Here is a 16,705-nt window from a genome sequence, read left to right as displayed (position 1 = left end):
TGGTCACGTAACAAATGTTATTTTACTCTCCTTTTCAATAAAATGCAATAACTTCAGGAAAAAAATAGCCTACTTCCGGATATCATCTCCGGAAGTAGGCTATTTGCTGTATTCATTATTTTCTTAAATGCTTGCCCAAACGTTTTCCAATACGTTCGTTTGGTTGCGGTCCGGTCCCACCGAGAAAGTCGAGATGCGGACGCCGACCAGTTCTTGGACACGGCGGACGTAGTTGCGCGCATTTTCAGGAAGCTCTTCCAGAGTGCGGCAGCCCGTGATGTCTTCGCTCCAGCCCGGAAGCTCTTCATAGACAGGCGTGCATTGGCCCAATTCCTTCAAACTTGCAGGATAGTGGTAGATCAATTCGCCTTCAGCATTTTTGTAGGCTGTACAGATTTTGACTGTTTCCAATCCGCTCAAAACATCAATCGAGTTCAAGCAAAGGTTGGTGATGCCGGAAACACGTCTCGAGTGGCGCATCACGACAGAGTCGAACCAACCGATACGGCGCGGTCTGCCTGTCGTTGTGCCGTATTCACGGCCGACTTCGCGGATTTGGTTTCCGACTTCATCGAACAATTCCGTTGGGAACGGGCCGTCTCCGACACGGGAGGTGTATGCTTTGCAAACACCGACAACTTTGTCGATTTTGTTCGGGCCTACACCGCTACCGATTGTTACCCCACCGGCAACCGGATTGGAAGACGTAACGAATGGATAAGTCCCTTGGTCGATATCCAACATAACCCCTTGCGCGCCTTCGAACAGGACCCGTTTGCCGGCATCCAGCACATCGTTCAGGATAACGGAAGTGTCGCATACATATTTTTTGATTTCTTGTCCGTACTGGTAATACTCTTCGAAAATGTCTTCGAACTTGATTTCTTGCGAATCGAACATCTTCGTGAATTGACGGTTCTTTTCTTCCAGGTTGATTTTCAGGCGTTCTTCGAAAATCTCTTTGTCCAACAAATCAGCGATCCGGATCCCGACACGCGCTGCTTTGTCCATGTAAGCAGGCCCGATCCCTTTGATGGTCGTACCGATTTTGTTGTCGCCTTTTGCATCTTCCTGTAGCTGATCCAATTGAATATGATAAGGCAAAATGACGTGGGCACGGTCGGAAATACGCAGGTTATCCGTGTTGATGCCGTGGTCTTTCAAATATGCCAATTCTTTCACCAATGATTTCGGATTCACCACTACACCGTTTCCGATCACACTGATTTTTTCTGGATAAAAAATGCCGGATGGAATCAAGTGCAATTTGTATGTAACGCTATCAAACTGGATTGTGTGGCCAGCATTGTCTCCGCCTTGGTATCTGGCGATTACTTCTGCATTCTCACTAAGGAAATCTGTAATCTTCCCTTTGCCTTCGTCTCCCCATTGAGTCCCAACAACTACTACTGAAGTCATTATTTACTCCACCTCATCTAATTTATTCATAACACTATGCTAGTTTACCAATATTACCTATGTCTTTCAATAAAGAATCGGATGAAAGCGCTCATTTCTGAACATTTTGTCCATTACGATCAGCTAATTTCCGGCATATAGCTCATTGAAGAAAATTTGTTGAATTCCTTTTTGAAGAGGAGTTTCACGGTTCCCCGCGCCCCGCTCCGGTTTTTTTCGATGATGACCTCAACGACATTATTTTCCTGTTCATCCCGTTCCGGCTCTTCGCCGCCTTCACGTTCGTAATAATCATCACGGTACAGGAACGCGACAATGTCGGCATCTTGCTCGATCGATCCCGATTCACGGATATCACTCAATACCGGACGTTTGTCTTGTCTTTGTTCCACGCCACGGGACAATTGGGAAAGGGCGATGACCGGAACCTTCAGTTCCTTCGCCAATTTTTTCAGCTGCCGCGAAATATCGGAAACTTCCTGTTGTCTGCTTTCGCGGTTGTTCCCCTCGATCAGCTGCAGGTAGTCGATGACGATCAGACCCAGATTGCCTTGTTCCTGCATCAGGCGACGGCTTTTTGCCCGGATTTCCGCGATCCGGATACCTGGTGTATCATCTATAAAGATTTTCGATTGGCCGAGCGTTCCCATTGCCATGATCAAGTTGGACCATTCCTCTTCCGAAAGCTGGCCGGTCCTCAAATGGCCGGCATCGATGTTTCCTTCCGCACAGAGCATCCGGTTGACCAATGACTCCGCCCCCATCTCCAAACTGAAGATGGCAACTACTTGGTTTGCTTTGGTTGCGACATTTTGCGCGATGTTCAGGGCAAAAGCGGTCTTCCCGACGGCGGGACGCGCTGCCAGGATGATCAGCTCTTCTTTTTGGAGGCCGGCCGTCATCTTGTCCAGAGCGATATAGCCGGTCGGAACACCCGTTACGTCATCGCTCTGTTGCGCCAATGATTCGATGTTCTGCAGCGATGCCGAGACGACATCCGAGATGCGGATGAAGCCGGATCGGTTTCTCCGTTCGGATACCTGGAGGATATTCTGCTCGGCGCTGTCCAGCATGACGGCAAGCTCGTCGCCCTCTTCATAGCCCCTGCGGACGATTTCTGTAGCCGATCGGATCAGGTTGCGCAGGATTGACTTCTCTTCCACTATTTTGGCGTAATATTCCACGTTGGCGGAAGTGGGCACGGCGATCGCCAATTCAGCCAAATATTCCATGCCGCCCGCATTCTCGAGCTGGTTCTTCGTTTCCAGCTCATTGGCGACTGTGACAACATCTATCGCTTCATTTCGATTATTCAGTTGCAAAATCGCATCAAAAATGATCTGATGATTTTTTCTGTAAAAATCAGCTGTTTCAAGGTATTCCAAAACATTCACAACCGTTTCAGGATCCAAAAAAATGGAACCCAGAACGGATTGCTCTGCTTCTATACTATGAGGGGGTACGCGATCTTGAAGTATTTCTTCCATTTTATATTTTCACCCTTCAGGTTATTATCATTTTCAACATTTGGACAAGACCGCCCTGACTGGGGTCGCCTCATCTTTTGCTTCCTTATTGTACTCCAAATCAGCCGTATTTACAATTCTGGTAAGGGAACGTATGTTCTTTCCCGGGAGTTCGTTGGGATACGGTCCGCCTAAGTGCGCTCCTCTGATTTCTTTCCTTCTATAATATAGGACTTCCTCAGCAATCCTCATAAGCGTAGGAAAGAGAACGGGACAGAACGCATTTGTGCAGACTGCGTCCGGAGGCAGATAAAGAGGCTGGGGTTTTATCCCAGCCTCTGCTCTCATTTATGGCAACTCATTAGCCTTCCGTTATATGAACGGTCAAAATGGCTGTCACTTCCGGATGAATTTTTACGGGCATTTTTGTGAACCCTAATGCGCGGATAGGATTTTCCAATTCGATCTTTCTCTTATCCAACTTCACATTATGCTGCTTTTGCAACGCCTCTGCAACTTGTTTGGTTGTGATGGATCCGAACAAGCGCCCATCTTCGCCGATTTTAGCGGACAGTTTGATGATGGATTCATCCTTCTCCAAAAACGCCTTCAGTTCTTGCGCAGCTGCCAATTGCTCGGCCTGTTTCTTTTCTTCGGCCTTTTTTTGGCCCTTCAAAGCGGAGATAGTTGCCGCATTGGCTTCTTCCGCCTTACGATTTTTGATCAGGAAATTCGCATAACCATCCGCGATTTCTTTGACTTCCCCTTTTTTGCCTTTGCCTTTAACATCCTCTAAAAAAACTACTTTCATTCGTTATTCCCCTTCCTTGATTTTTTCTGGATTTATGACTGCTTTCAGTCTCTCAACGACTTCCTGGACCGTCGCATTTTCGATCTGCGTAGCCGCATTGGACAAATGTCCGCCGCCGCCTAATTTTTCCATGACAGTCTGCACATTGTATTGTCCCAGGCTTCTTGCACTGATGCCGATCCTGCCATCTTGGCGCTTTGTCACGACAAATGAAGCATCAACGGCTTCCATCGACAACATCGTATCGGCCGTCTGGGCAGCGACGACGGTATCGTAGATTTTGTCATCTTCCCCATGGACGATCGCCAGATTGCCGTTCACAAATTCCATCGTCTGCAGCAAATGGCTGCGCAGCAGATACGTATCCAAATCCTCTTTCAGTGACTTCTGGATCAGAACAGTGTCCGCCCCATTCGACTGCAGGTAACTTGCAGCATCAAAAGTCCTTGATCCGGTCCTCAAACTGAAGTTGCGGGTATCGACGATGATCCCGGCCAGCATGGCTGTCGCTTCTATTTTGTTGATGGCATCCATTTCATTGGATTGGTATTCGAACAGTTCCGCAATCAGTTCCGACGTGGAGGAGGCATACGGTTCCATGTACACCAACACAGAATCTTTCGGGAATTCCTGGCCGCGTCTGTGATGATCCAGAACGACGATTTTCTTGGACAAATTCAACAACCCAGGCGCCGGGGTCATCGATGGACGATGGACATCGACCATCACGATAAGCGTTTGCGGCGTCACCAATGCCATCGCCTGTTCAGGCGAAATGATCCGCTTGGCGATCAAAGGATCCTTGTCGATCTCCTGCATGATACGGTTAACATCATTGGAAAATTGTTGCGGATCCAAAACGATCCATGCTTCCCGACTATTCATCTGAGCAATGCGCCGGATTCCCAGACAGGAGCCGATAACGTCCATATCCGGGTAGCTGTGCCCCATGATGATCACCTTGTCGGCATGAATAATAAGCTCTTCCAAAGCTTGGCTGATCATTCTTGCACGGATGCGGGTGCGTTTTTCCATCGGATTGGTTTTTCCGCCGTAGAAACGGGCATCTTCGTCTTCGGCCCGCACGACAACCTGGTCGCCGCCTCTTGCCAATGCCAAGTCAATGTTTGACTGTGCCATTTTGGCGACTTCTTTAAAATTGGTTTGTTCAAACGTTTTTTCGTAAGAGAAACCCATGCTCAACGTCAACGGAAAATTTTGCTTGTAGGTTCTTTCCCTTATTTGGTTAATGATATCAAAATTGTTTTCTTCTATTTTCTTTAAAGCCCGCATATTGGTCAATGCTATAAAACGGTCGTCATCCACTCGTTTCAAAAAGACATTGTTCATGTTCGCCCAATTTGTGAGCTGATTCGTCAGATAGTTGTTTACGTTCGATCGCTTCCGGTCATTCATCGATTGAACAGCTTCATCATAGTTGTCGACAATGATATTGCCGAATACAAATTTTTCATCTTTGTATTTTTCCTCGATTTTGGCATAATCTGTGATATCCATCAAATAAATGACACCGATATCTTCCTGAATAATCATATCAAAATAATGATCGCCCCATTTGACCCGACGTATCACATGATCCTGTGAATCCTTAAAAAGCTGATACAGCTCCTCGTCCACAACGCTCAACTTTCTTCCCAGCGTGTCCTTCTTGCCAAAATATTTTATTAAATAGGGATTCATCCATTGGATTTCTTCTTGCTTATTATATAGAAGTATCCCGATAGGCATCTTAATTAAAGCCTCTTGTTCACCTTTTTTGATTCGATAAGATAAGTCGGATATGTATTGATTTGTTTCATCAATCAAATATTCCGAAGAATAACCGATGAATCCAACAATTCCAACACATAAGAGCGTAATTCCAATTCCGATCCGCCAATCTGCAATGAACGTCAATACGACGATCACCAGCAATAGGAATACGATAATCAGGAAAGGAACCTTAATCTTGTCAGCCTTTATGAAGTGAGGAAGAATTTTTAACTTTTCCTTTAGTTTCATGATAGCTCCTTTACTGAACCTACAATTTGCACTCGTACATTTTAACATATTTGGAAAATAATAGCTATAATGCCCCTTCTGATGGGATTGTTGCCGTGCCAACATCCAATCGAAGATGTTTCACGTGAAACATCTTCTCCAGATCGAAAATGATCGAGCTGTATTCCGGAGGAACTCAGATAATCAAACTATGATCTGGCTTCCATGAAATCCATTTTTTGAAATAGTAACTAAATTTCATCCGACAGTAATTATTATTATAGTTTCTGCCCACTCAAATTGTTGTTGCTCTCATTAAGTGTTCCACGTGGAACTTTTATTTGCCCCGCCTTCTGGTTGTTCCTTTCCGCTTCATTAGTTTTTTCTGTGTTCCACGTGAAACTTTTTTGTCCTCTAAGACATTTGATCGCTTGGAAATTTTCTCCAGCATTTATTCACTCTTTTGGCTTTACGCTCTAATATCCCATCCCTAATGAATTATTTTTATATAGACAACTATCTGTCCAGCTGCTCCTTTATCAATTCCTATTTCGCAGATATTTTACATAATCTAGCTATACGATGTTCTCTTGTTTTTTTCATACAATTCCGGAATCACACTTGATTTCTGAAAATTTGATTTCGTACACTTAGTGTTTTTTATGCTTCGTTCTCTGTATCTATTTTTCTGACCTTGTGGATAAACCTAAACACATCCACTTTCCCAAGTTATGCACATCAATCGTCCTCTGTCTGTGGATAACTTCACTTTAAATATCTCAGAATCCTTGCTGGTATAGGTTTTTCCGGTTAAATTCGTTTTGTTGATAACTTATAATACTAATGTTTTTTGAACCGTTGCAAGATCCGTTATTTCTCGTGTGGATATCCTGTGGATAATCCGAAATAACTCAGCCAACCCTCTGAACATTTGTTTGAGATGTGTTTGTTTGAAAAGAAGGTGTTTATTTTGACTGAATTTGCTTTTATTTTTATGAAAACCAGCTGATTTTGAGAGAAATGAGCGTATTCCTGCATTGCGTCGATATCGGGAACAGATCCAGAAGCTTAATGCAGATCCTCTCGTTCTTACAGGAGTGTGCTTGTGGATAAAAATAGGTAGAGGGTTTTCCACATTTTTCCGCATAGCCCTTCACCAAAAACGTAGTCTGCTTATTGGGGATAACTTGAATCCCAGAAACAGAGCTCTCTTGTGGACAACCTACGGAGATATTCTGTCGGTTCAACGGAACCGAGAATACCGTCTCATCAATAGAATATGCAGAAGGGTGTCCATCGCTCTTAAATAACTGGTCATCATTTTGATGTTCGGCAATCAGATGATCGTATATCAGAAGTTATCTTGATAAAACGAAGAGCAAACGTGTTCTGTATAGCCTGACTTGTCATTTTCAGCCATGAAGCTGAATTCTTCTGACCAGCATGACTCCATTTTGATCTTTGGAAATGCTATTTGTCATCAGCTCCCCCGCTTTATGTAAGGAAGTCAACCCTCCTGCGGGAGCGTTCCCGGATGCATGCACTATCAGACAAACATACGCCTAAAGGGCTCTCGGCCAAACAGCGCACCATTATCTGTAGTGAATCGACGGACGGGAAAGCCGATTGCTTTGGTCATGGATAAAGGTAAACAACTGCTTGTGATTACACCTACAGAGCCTGGGAAGAGGGTACGATCTAAATTTTTACCGGGATATTTTTTCCTATCGCGCTGACTTGATTTAGCGGTGAAGGACGCATCAGGCAGAAAGTCTGGTCTTGGTTCACGGACTTTTCAAGTTTCTGATTCAGGAGGTATTTGCTGCATACTGCCTGCTGAACAATAGTCCTACCGGGAATTCCTTTCAGCCTGATCCAGAAATCAGGTTTGGCACCCCCAATCGATCAACGGCAGCACCTGTCATGGAGGGCTATCTTAAGAGCCGGGATGCATGCTGATCTCAGTTGGAAGCCGCTACTTGCGGGCATCTCCTGTTCGGCCAACTTGACAATCAAACTTATTGGCACAAGGGAATATTTCGCTTTTTTCTGATAAGAAGTCGGGGGCATCCCTGAACGAATTCATCCTTCATACTTCCGGAATCATGTATGAAGGAGATGTGTACCTGATTCACAGGCTTTTCTATCGTTCAGTCTGCCTGCAGCGATGCATTCTTCCATTTCGTTCCCGGCTATCCGCTGCAGTCCGGATTAAGGAATAATCTTGCGGAAGCAAGTTGCAATTCAGCGTACAACAAAGCCTGGTCGAAATGTTCCACGTGGAACATTTCGGCCAGGCTGGTTCTTTATCGAAATCGGAAAATTTGGGTCTCTGGCAGCATCTTAACCCTATACGCACAAGCTTCACCAATCGCTTGAATTGAATCGTTCTCCTAGGCTGTCAGGCCCCTTCAAATTCCCTTCCGTGCACCCACCCGTGCTTATGCAAAATGCATAGTCGAAGGGCGCCGATAGTGGAGGAAGGAGAAGGGGATAGCCAAACTTCACTGCTTTCCAGAGCATAGCAACTGCTCTAAAAATACAGCAAGCTGTTCACTGCACTGGAAGCCTTACCGATCCAGCGAAGAGACCGGGGGCTACCTTCACAGGGAGAACGTTTCCCGGATAGGACGAAATGGGCTGCTTACCAGCACACTATCAGAGATGCAAGATTCTCGGAAAACCGTTTGATAGGCACAAAAAAAGGAGCGCTCCGAAAAGCGACTCCTTTGATATTATTCAGCTACTGTAAATGGCATAAGAGCCATGATACGAGCACGTTTGATAGATACAGTCAACGTTCTTTGGTGTTTAGCGCAAGTACCTGTTACACGACGAGGTAAAATTTTACCTTTCTCAGATACATAACGTTTCAATAAGTCAGTTTCTTTGTAATCTACATGATCAATGTGGTTAGCACAGAAGTAGCAAACTTTTTTGCGTTTGCGGCCGCCTCTGCTGTTACGTTGAAATGCCATGTCAATTCCTCCTTTTCCTAAACTAACCGTTCTGGCCTATAGACTAGAACGGCAAATCATCATCTGAAATGTCAATTGATTCACCGTTTGATGCAAACGGATCGGCAGTTGAATTAAAATCAGAAAAACCGTTTTGTTTCGGAGAAGAGTATTGATTACTAAACTGGCCTTGGTTTTGGTTCGATTCGAAAGATCTGTTCGATCCGAAGTTTGCATTCGCACCGCCGAATTGATTTGAAGAACCTGCGCTGGTTTCTCTCGGTCTTTGTTCAGTAGTTGTTCTCGATTCCAACAGGGTGAAATTATCAGCAACAACTTCGGTCACGTATACACGCTGTCCTTGTTGATTTTCATAATTTCTTGTTTGGATTCTGCCAGTGATACCGACCAACGAGCCTTTACGAGTGAAATTCGCAAAATTCTCTGCAGATTTTCTCCAGATGACACAGTTGATGAAGTCAGCTTCTCGTTCTCCTGCTTGATTCGTGAACTGTCTGTTCACTGCAAGTGAAAAGGTTCCGACTGCTGTGCCGCTGGATGTGTAGCGCAGATCAACATCTTTCGTAAGTCTGCCAACTAAGACGACATTATTAATCATTCATCTTACTCCTTTCAAAATGTTTCACGTGGAACACTTTACTTAGCTTCTTCTTTAACGACGATATGACGAATGATGTCGTTATTGATTTTCGCTAGACGGTCGAATTCGTCGATTGCTTTAGCGTCTGAAGCAGAGATTTTCACGATATGGTAGATACCTTCACGGAAATCTTTGATTTCATAAGCTAAACGGCGTTTCGCCCAGTCTTTTGATTCAATAACTTCAGCGCCATTATCTGTTAAGATAGCATCGAAACGTGCGATCAATTCTGCTTTAGCTTCTTCTTCGATGTTAGGACGGATAATGTAGTTGATTTCGTAATTGCTCATTTGACTGTCACCTCCTTGTGGACTTTGGCCCTTACATTTGCAAGAGCAAGGAGAGTACCTTTTCAGGATTACTCACATCTAGAGATTGTAACACATTCTTTTTTTTGTGGCAAGAGTTTTTTTATATTTTCATAAAGACAAGTCAGGCCGATCACATCAGGTGCAGGCACCTTTCGGTTTTTATCCGTTGAACGGAGCTTTCGCCGGGGGTCGGCCAACCTTTGCTTCGCCAACTCCGATGAATGCAGCCTCGGTGGAGTTGGGAGCGGTCATTACCGGCATTTTCCGATGTGGAGGCCGTTCACCGGAGTTGCATCCTCATTTCGGCTGTGCTCCTCAAATCAAGCCAACGCAACAAAAAAAGAAACTGCCTCATTTATCTGAGACAGTCTCTTTCGGTTCACTTGCGTTCCCAAGCTGGTCTTTATGCTTCCGGATCTTCTTCATCCAACAGTTCATCTGCGAAATCACTCAATTTTTCGGCCATTTCGGATGATTCTGTTGCATCTGGTGTGTTTGGTTGTCCGATTGTTTCTGATGCTTCTGAGCCGTCATTTTCGCCCTCTGAAGTCACTTCTTCATTCAGGGGAGCAACCGCTTCGGCGTCATCCTCGCGTTCGACTTTTGCCATCGTCGATACGATGGATTCATCGTCCAGCTTGATCAAGCGCACGCCCAGAGTGGCGCGGCCGGTTTGGGAAATGGCATCCGCGTGGAAACGGATCATGACACCTTTATCCGTGATGATCATGATGTCTTCCTCGCCGGAGACAGTCGTCAAGCCCACCAATCTGCCGTTTTTCTCGGTGATATTGGCTGTTTTGACCCCTTTGCCGCCGCGGCCCTTGATGGCATATTCAGCAGCAGCCGTCCGTTTGCCGTAGCCATTTTCGGTGATGATCAGGACTTCCGAGTCATCATGCAGCACATCCATGCCGACCACGTAATCGTCTTCCCGCAACTTCACGCCGCGGACTCCGGTGGCGGTCCTGCCCATGTCGCGGACATCCTGTTCCTCGAAGCTTACGGAATAGCCGAAGTGGGTTCCGATGATGATCTTCTGGTTGCCGTCAGTCAAGGATACTTTGATCAGTTCATCGTCTTCCTTCAGGTTGATTGCGCGCAAGCCGCTTTGGCGGATGTTCTGGAATTCCGTAGCGGACGTCCGTTTGACGGTGCCCATGCGGGTCGTGAAGAACAGGTAATCTCCGTCTTTCGGTCCGCCTTTGACGTTGATGATTGCCTGGATTTTTTCGTTCGCATCCAGGTTCAGCAAGTTGATGATCGGCAATCCTTTCGCCTGGCGGCCGTATTCAGGCACTTCATAGCCCTTGGTCTTGTAGACTTTCCCTTGGTTCGAGAAGTACAGCAGCACGTCATGCGTCGAGGCCGAAATCAGTGTTTCGATGAAATCATCGTCATGGATGCCCATGCCCTGGACGCCGCGTCCGCCGCGTTTTTGGGCCCGGAATTCGCTGTTCGGAAGACGCTTGATGTAGCCGTTGTGCGTCAGCGTGAGGACGATATCTTCCTCTTCGATCAGATCCTCATCCTCAAGCGACAGGACTTCTCCGACCAGAAGTTCGGTGCGGCGTTTGTCGCCGAATTTATCCTGGATTTCCAGCAATTCCGTATAGATGATGTCAAAGACGCGTTTTTCATTCGCTAAGATATCAGCCAAATCAGCGATCAAAGCGATCAAAGCGTCGTACTCCGCTTCAACTTTTTCTCTTTCCAAGCCGGTCAGACGGACCAGACGCATATCCAGGATGGCTTGCGCCTGTTTGTCGGAAAGGCCGTATTTGTCGATAAAGATTTGCTTGGCTGCATCGCCGTTGGTTGAACTGCGCAGAATCGCTACGATTTCATCGATGTGGTCCAAAGCGATCCGCAATCCGGCCAGAATATGCGCACGGGCTTCCGCTTTCTGTTTGTCGAAGGCGGTTCTTCTGCGGATGACTTCTTCCTGGTGCTCCAGATAGTGGGCCAAAATCTGCTTCAGCCCCAACACTTTCGGGATGCCTTTCACGATCGCCAGCATATTAAAGCCGAAAGAGGACTGCAGCGGCGTCAATTTGTACAGATTGTTCAGGATGACGCTGGCGCTGACATCCTTGCGGACATCGATGACGACGCGCATCCCGTCGCGGTCGGACTCATCCGCCAAGTCGGTGATGCCTTCGATCCGTTTGTCGCGGGCCAATTCGGCGATCCGTTCGACCAATTTGGCTTTGTTGACCATGTAAGGCAATTCGGAAATGATGATGCGTTCTTTGCCGTTTTTCAGCATTTCGACTTCCACACGGCCGCGGACGATGATCGATCCTTTACCCGTTTCATAGGCTTTGCGGATGCCGGATTTCCCCATGACGATGCCGCCAGTAGGGAAGTCGGGACCAGGGACAGCCTCCATCAATTCGGCAGTCGTCGCATCCGGATTGTTCATCAGGATATGCAGTGCCGAAATGATTTCCGTCAGATTATGCGGCGGGATATTTGTCGCCATCCCGACGGCGATACCGGAAGCACCATTCACCAACAGGTTAGGGAAGCGGGCCGGCAACACATCGGGTTCGCTTTCGGAACCATCATAGTTGTCGTGGTAATCGACTGTGTCCTTGTTGAGGTCACGCAGCATCTCCAAAGCGATCTTGGACATCCGTGCTTCGGTGTAACGCATCGCTGCGGCGCTGTCCCCATCGATGGAACCAAAGTTTCCGTGCCCATCGACCAACGGATAGCGGTAGCTGAAATCCTGGGACATCCGCACCATCGATTCGTAGATGGCGCTGTCGCCGTGGGGATGGTACTTACCCATGACGTCCCCGACGATACGTGCGGATTTCTTGTGCGCTTTATCGGGCGTGACGCCCAATTCGCTCATCCCGTAAAGAATACGGCGATGAACCGGTTTGAGCCCGTCGCGGACATCGGGCAAGGCCCGGGCCACGATAACGCTCATGGCGTATTCCAGGAAGGAAGTTTGCATTTCATGGCTCAGTTCCCTTTGTTCCATGGCTTGATCATTTATGTTTTCGATTTCATCAGACATTTAATTTCCAACCCCCTTTTAGATATCCAAGTTCTTCACGTAGACCGCATTTTCTTCGATGAAGTTTCTTCTTGGTTCCACATGATCCCCCATCAGCATATTCAATGTTTCGTCGGCTTTGACGGCATCATCGACGGTCACCTGCAGGAAGTGACGGTTCTCGGGGTTCATGGTCGTTTCCCATAGCTGTTCTGCATCCATTTCCCCTAGCCCTTTGTAGCGTTGGATGCTTGGTTTCGGCGACTCAGGGATGGATGCCAAGTATTCTTCCAGCTCTTGATCGGAATCGAGATACTTTTCTTTCTTGCCTTGTTTCACCTGGTACAGAGGCGGCTGGGCGATGTAGACATAGCCGGCTTCGACCAAGGGACGCATGTAGCGGTAGAAGAGCGTCAGCAGCAAGGTGCGGATGTGCGCGCCATCGACATCGGCATCGGTCATGATGATCAGTTTATGGTAACGCGCCTTGGAGACATCGAAGTCTCCGCCAAAGCCGGTGCCCATCGCCGTGAACAGCGAACGGATCTCTTCATTGGCCAGGATTTTGTCGATCGAGGCTTTCTCTACGTTCAGGATCTTACCGCGGATCGGCAGGATCGCCTGGAAGAAGCGGGAACGGCCTTGTTTGGCGGAACCGCCGGCGGAATCCCCCTCGACGATGAAGAGTTCGGATTCTTCCGGATTTTTGCTGGAACAGTCGGCCAGTTTTCCGGGCAGATTGCTGATTTCCAGACCGCTCTTCTTGCGCGTCACTTCACGGGCTCTTTTGGCGGCCAAACGCGCACGTGCGGCCAACATCCCTTTTTCGACGATCTGACGGGCGACTTGCGGGTTCTCCATCAGGAATTTGTCGAAGAAAGTGGAGAAAAGGCGATCGGTGATGGTCCGGGCTTCCGAATTCCCCAGTTTGGTCTTGGTTTGGCCTTCGAACTGCGGATCCGGATGTTTGATCGAAAGGACAAGGGTAAGGCCTTCACGCACATCTTCCCCGGTCAGATTCTCTTCGTTTTCCTTCATGATCTTGCTGCGTCGGGCGTAGTCATTGATGACGCGGGTCAACGCGGTCTTTGCGCCGGATTCGTGGGTTCCACCTTCATACGTGTGGATATTATTGGCGAAACTCAGCAGGTTGGTATGATAGCCATCCGTATATTGCATGGCCACTTCCACTTGGATATCGTCCTGTTCGCCTTCGATGTAGATCGGTTCTTCGAAAAGGACTTTTTTGTTGCGGTTCAGGAATTCGACGTAGCTCTTGATCCCGCCTTCGTAATGGTAATCTTGTTTCAACGGTTGTTCCGCGCGCTTGTCCACGATGGAGATGTTCAGGCCTTTGTTCAGGAAAGCCAATTCCCTGACGCGCACGGCCAATTTTTCAAAATCAAAAACGGTGGTTTCCTTGAATATTTCCGGATCGGGAAGGAAATTCACGGTCGTCCCGTGTTTGTCCGTTTCTCCGGTAACCGTCAATTCGGAAGTGATGTCGCCGCGCTCGAATGTCTGCGTATAGATTTTATTGTCCTTGTGCACGCTGACCGTCAGCCTGGTGGAGAGGGCGTTTACGACGGAAGCTCCCACACCGTGGAGACCGCCGGAGACCTTGTAGCCTCCGCCGCCGAATTTACCGCCTGCATGGAGGACAGTAAAGACTGTTTCTACAGCCGGGCGACCGGTATTGGCCTGGATATCGACCGGTATGCCGCGGCCGTCATCGGTTACGGTGATGCTGTTGTCTTCTTCGATTGCGATCTCTATCTTTGTCGCAAAGCCGGCCAACGCTTCATCGATGGAATTATCGACGATTTCCCAGACCAAATGATGCAGACCTGCACCACTGGTGGAGCCGATGTACATCCCAGGACGTTTGCGGACTGCTTCCAATCCTTCCAGGACCTGGATCTGACTGGCATCATATTCTTTTGCACGTTCCGCTTTGTTCATTTCGTTTTCTGCCATTCTGTTACACACCTTCCATTTCTACTTCACCGTTTTTTATGTGATAGATAGTCGGTTCGTCTATCTTGTTCTTTTTGATGCCATCCAAGCTGGTCGTCGTCAAAAAGGTCTGGACCTTCTTCTCGATCGCTTTCAGCAGATGGGTCTGCCGTTCGTCATCCAATTCCGAAAGGACATCATCCAGCAACAGGATCGGATACTCGCCCAGCACCTCATTCATGCATTCGATCTCCGCCAATTTGAGGCTGAGGACAGTCGTTCTTTGCTGCCCTTGGGAGCCGAAGTTTTGGACATTGCGCCCATTCACCTGAAACACCAGATCATCGCGGTGCGGGCCGAAAAGGGTGACCGCCTGATCTTTTTCCCGGCTTTTTCCTTGCTGGAATGCCTCCATCAATTTCAGGAAAATGGCATCTTTGTCCAAATCCTCCGAAAACTCGATATTGGACTTGTAGGCAATCGTCAGTTCTTCCCGTTCCAAAGAAATCTCTTTGTGCAACGGTTGGGCCCAGGCTTCCAATTTTTTGATGAACTGCAGCCGATAGACCAACAGACCCGCACCCAAAATAGCCAATTGTTCCGTCAACACGTCCAAGTAGACTTCATCCTTGGCTTTGCCGGTCACCAATTGCTTCAGATACAGATTCCGTTGCTTCAGTATCCGTTGGTATTGGACCAGATCGTGCAGGTAGACCGGGTTCATCTGCCCCAGCTCCATATCCAGGAATTTCCTCCGGTTGGCGGGCGCGCCCTTCACCAGGTTCAGGTCTTCCGGGGCGAACAGCACAACATTCAGCTGGCCTATGTATTGGCTCAGCTTTTTTTGTTCCAGGTGATTGACTTTTGCGATCTTCCCTTTTTTGGAAAAAATGATCTCCAAGGGAAAGGCAGACACTCTCTTTTGGACTTTGCCGGTGATCTTGGCTGAATCTTCCTGCCAACGGATCATTTCCTTTTCGTTCGACGTACGCGGACTCCGGGCCAAAGCCAAGGCATAGATGGCCTCCATGAGGTTGGTTTTGCCTTGCGCGTTTTCACCCAAAAATACATTGATGCCGTCCGAAAAGGACACGGAAAGAGACGGATAATTCCGAAAATTCTGCAGCGTCAATTCCTTCAGGATCATGCTTCGGACTCACTGTTGTTTTGCTCAGCCTCTTCTTTGTCCGATTTTGTTGACTGGATGAAGAACGTGCCTTCACCAGGAATGTCGACCATCATGCCAGGGAATAATTTGCGGCCGCGACGGTCTTCCTTCTCGTTATCCACGTACACCACATATTCCGAAAGGAACCATTTGGCCATCCCGCCGCTGGAAATCAAATCGATATGTTTCAGGAATTGACCAAGAGTAATGAACTCTGTATCGATATTCACAATATTTTTCAAGAAATTCACCTATTTTCCAATAAAATAAGCGTGGAAAACAAAATCCACGCAACAATGCCCATTAATAGGTTTATTATACTATTATTTTCGGGTAATTTCAAATTTTCGCGAAAATAAAGGCCCTTATTCCAATTTTTTGTGAAAATAATAAAAATTAGCTAAATCATGGCGGAAGCGTTTATGGGCTTATAAATCAAAAATTCGCGCTTTCCGGCATTTTTATCTTTTTGCCGACAAATGGAGCGCATGCGGATTTTCTTCCTATGCAGAAAACGTCGGGTCCGGAAATTTTCATTTCCGCCATGCAAAAAAGCAAAGAAGCGCACATGGCGTTTCCTTGCTTTTTGGATGTGCGCCCGGCATGGGTGATAACTTGGTGGTGAAAGTCCACTACAGGCTTTGCAGTAGGAACTGTTAGCGAATGACAAGGGTGTCCACCGTGAGGTGGAATCTGAAGGAAGTCGGACGCAAACACTCGCACTGACGGACAGAAATCTCATATGAGGCTGTATGGAGACGGACGAGCTTGCAAAACAAAGTAAAGTCCCATACTGCACGAATCTCCTACAGTAAATGAGGCAGTGACATGAGTGGAAGGTTATCATTCTTACCCGGGGAGGTCTCGCTAGCAGGACTCCCTGTAGTAACAACGAATAGCGAGAAGTCAGCAGAGGTCATAGTAGCGAAAATGTAGCGAAGGACC

General features: G+C 47.3%; 11 protein-coding genes. All 11 read right to left on the bottom strand.

Going from position 1 to position 16,705, the window contains the following annotated elements; genetic code table 11:
* Positions 1–123: 123 nt before the first annotated feature.
* Positions 124–1,419 carry an adenylosuccinate synthase gene (locus BMX58_RS12305; RefSeq protein WP_068624012.1) on the bottom strand — a complete coding sequence of 432 codons (1,296 nt, stop codon included), beginning with the start codon at positions 1,417–1,419 and terminating at the stop codon, positions 124–126.
* Positions 1,420–1,538: 119 nt separating this feature from the next.
* On the bottom strand, positions 1,539–2,906 hold the full coding sequence (gene dnaB, locus BMX58_RS12300) for a replicative DNA helicase (protein WP_068624010.1): 1,368 nt from the start codon (positions 2,904–2,906) through the stop codon (positions 1,539–1,541).
* A 340-nt stretch (positions 2,907–3,246) separates the two neighbouring features.
* Positions 3,247–3,696 carry a 50S ribosomal protein L9 gene (rplI, locus tag BMX58_RS12290; RefSeq protein ID WP_068624006.1) on the bottom strand — a complete coding sequence of 150 codons (450 nt, stop codon included), beginning with the start codon at positions 3,694–3,696 and terminating at the stop codon, positions 3,247–3,249.
* 3 nt (positions 3,697–3,699) lie between these two features.
* A complete protein-coding gene (locus BMX58_RS12285; protein WP_068624004.1) occupies positions 3,700–5,718 on the bottom strand; it encodes a DHH family phosphoesterase in 2,019 nt (672 codons plus the stop codon).
* A gap of 2,714 nt (positions 5,719–8,432) precedes the next feature.
* Positions 8,433–8,675, bottom strand: a complete 243-nt coding sequence (gene rpsR, locus BMX58_RS12280) for a 30S ribosomal protein S18 (RefSeq protein WP_068624001.1) — start codon at positions 8,673–8,675, stop codon at positions 8,433–8,435.
* Between the two features lie 43 nt (positions 8,676–8,718).
* Positions 8,719–9,273: a single-stranded DNA-binding protein gene (gene ssb / locus BMX58_RS12275; protein WP_068624000.1), complete on the bottom strand. Its 555-nt coding sequence runs from the start codon at positions 9,271–9,273 to the stop codon at positions 8,719–8,721.
* A gap of 38 nt (positions 9,274–9,311) precedes the next feature.
* Positions 9,312–9,605: a 30S ribosomal protein S6 gene (rpsF, locus tag BMX58_RS12270; RefSeq protein ID WP_068623998.1), complete on the bottom strand. Its 294-nt coding sequence runs from the start codon at positions 9,603–9,605 to the stop codon at positions 9,312–9,314.
* Positions 9,606–10,029: 424 nt separating this feature from the next.
* Positions 10,030–12,657 carry a DNA gyrase subunit A gene (gyrA, locus tag BMX58_RS12265; RefSeq protein WP_084253983.1) on the bottom strand — a complete coding sequence of 876 codons (2,628 nt, stop codon included), beginning with the start codon at positions 12,655–12,657 and terminating at the stop codon, positions 10,030–10,032.
* 18 nt (positions 12,658–12,675) lie between these two features.
* The gene (gene gyrB / locus BMX58_RS12260; protein ID WP_068623996.1) at positions 12,676–14,613 is read right to left on the bottom strand and encodes a DNA topoisomerase (ATP-hydrolyzing) subunit B; all 1,938 of its coding nucleotides are present in this window, start codon (positions 14,611–14,613) and stop codon (positions 12,676–12,678) included.
* 4 nt (positions 14,614–14,617) lie between these two features.
* Complete coding sequence (recF, locus tag BMX58_RS12255) at positions 14,618–15,739, bottom strand: DNA replication/repair protein RecF (protein WP_068623994.1); 1,122 nt, start codon at positions 15,737–15,739, stop codon at positions 14,618–14,620.
* The gene (yaaA, locus tag BMX58_RS12250; RefSeq protein WP_068624047.1) at positions 15,736–16,002 is read right to left on the bottom strand and encodes a S4 domain-containing protein YaaA; all 267 of its coding nucleotides are present in this window, start codon (positions 16,000–16,002) and stop codon (positions 15,736–15,738) included. The genes recF and yaaA overlap by 4 nt, the downstream gene beginning before the upstream one ends.
* Positions 16,003–16,705: the final 703 nt, after the last annotated feature.

It is taken from the genome of Trichococcus ilyis, assembly GCF_900109135.1.
Classification (GTDB): domain Bacteria; phylum Bacillota; class Bacilli; order Lactobacillales; family Aerococcaceae; genus Trichococcus; species Trichococcus ilyis.
This window is presented reverse-complemented; position numbering and strand designations above follow the sequence as displayed.

Coding starts and splice junctions, on each gene's coding strand:
- ssb (WP_068624000.1), bottom strand. CDS start 9,273: ATGATTAATAATGTCGTCTTAGTTGGCAGACTTACGAAAGATGTTGAT.
- dnaB (WP_068624010.1), bottom strand. CDS start 2,906: ATGGAAGAAATACTTCAAGATCGCGTACCCCCTCATAGTATAGAAGCA.
- rpsR (WP_068624001.1), bottom strand. CDS start 8,675: ATGGCATTTCAACGTAACAGCAGAGGCGGCCGCAAACGCAAAAAAGTT.
- rplI (WP_068624006.1), bottom strand. CDS start 3,696: ATGAAAGTAGTTTTTTTAGAGGATGTTAAAGGCAAAGGCAAAAAAGGG.
- recF (WP_068623994.1), bottom strand. CDS start 15,739: ATGATCCTGAAGGAATTGACGCTGCAGAATTTTCGGAATTATCCGTCT.
- BMX58_RS12305 (WP_068624012.1), bottom strand. CDS start 1,419: ATGACTTCAGTAGTAGTTGTTGGGACTCAATGGGGAGACGAAGGCAAA.
- BMX58_RS12285 (WP_068624004.1), bottom strand. CDS start 5,718: ATGAAACTAAAGGAAAAGTTAAAAATTCTTCCTCACTTCATAAAGGCT.
- gyrA (WP_084253983.1), bottom strand. CDS start 12,657: ATGTCTGATGAAATCGAAAACATAAATGATCAAGCCATGGAACAAAGG.
- rpsF (WP_068623998.1), bottom strand. CDS start 9,605: ATGAGCAATTACGAAATCAACTACATTATCCGTCCTAACATCGAAGAA.
- gyrB (WP_068623996.1), bottom strand. CDS start 14,613: ATGGCAGAAAACGAAATGAACAAAGCGGAACGTGCAAAAGAATATGAT.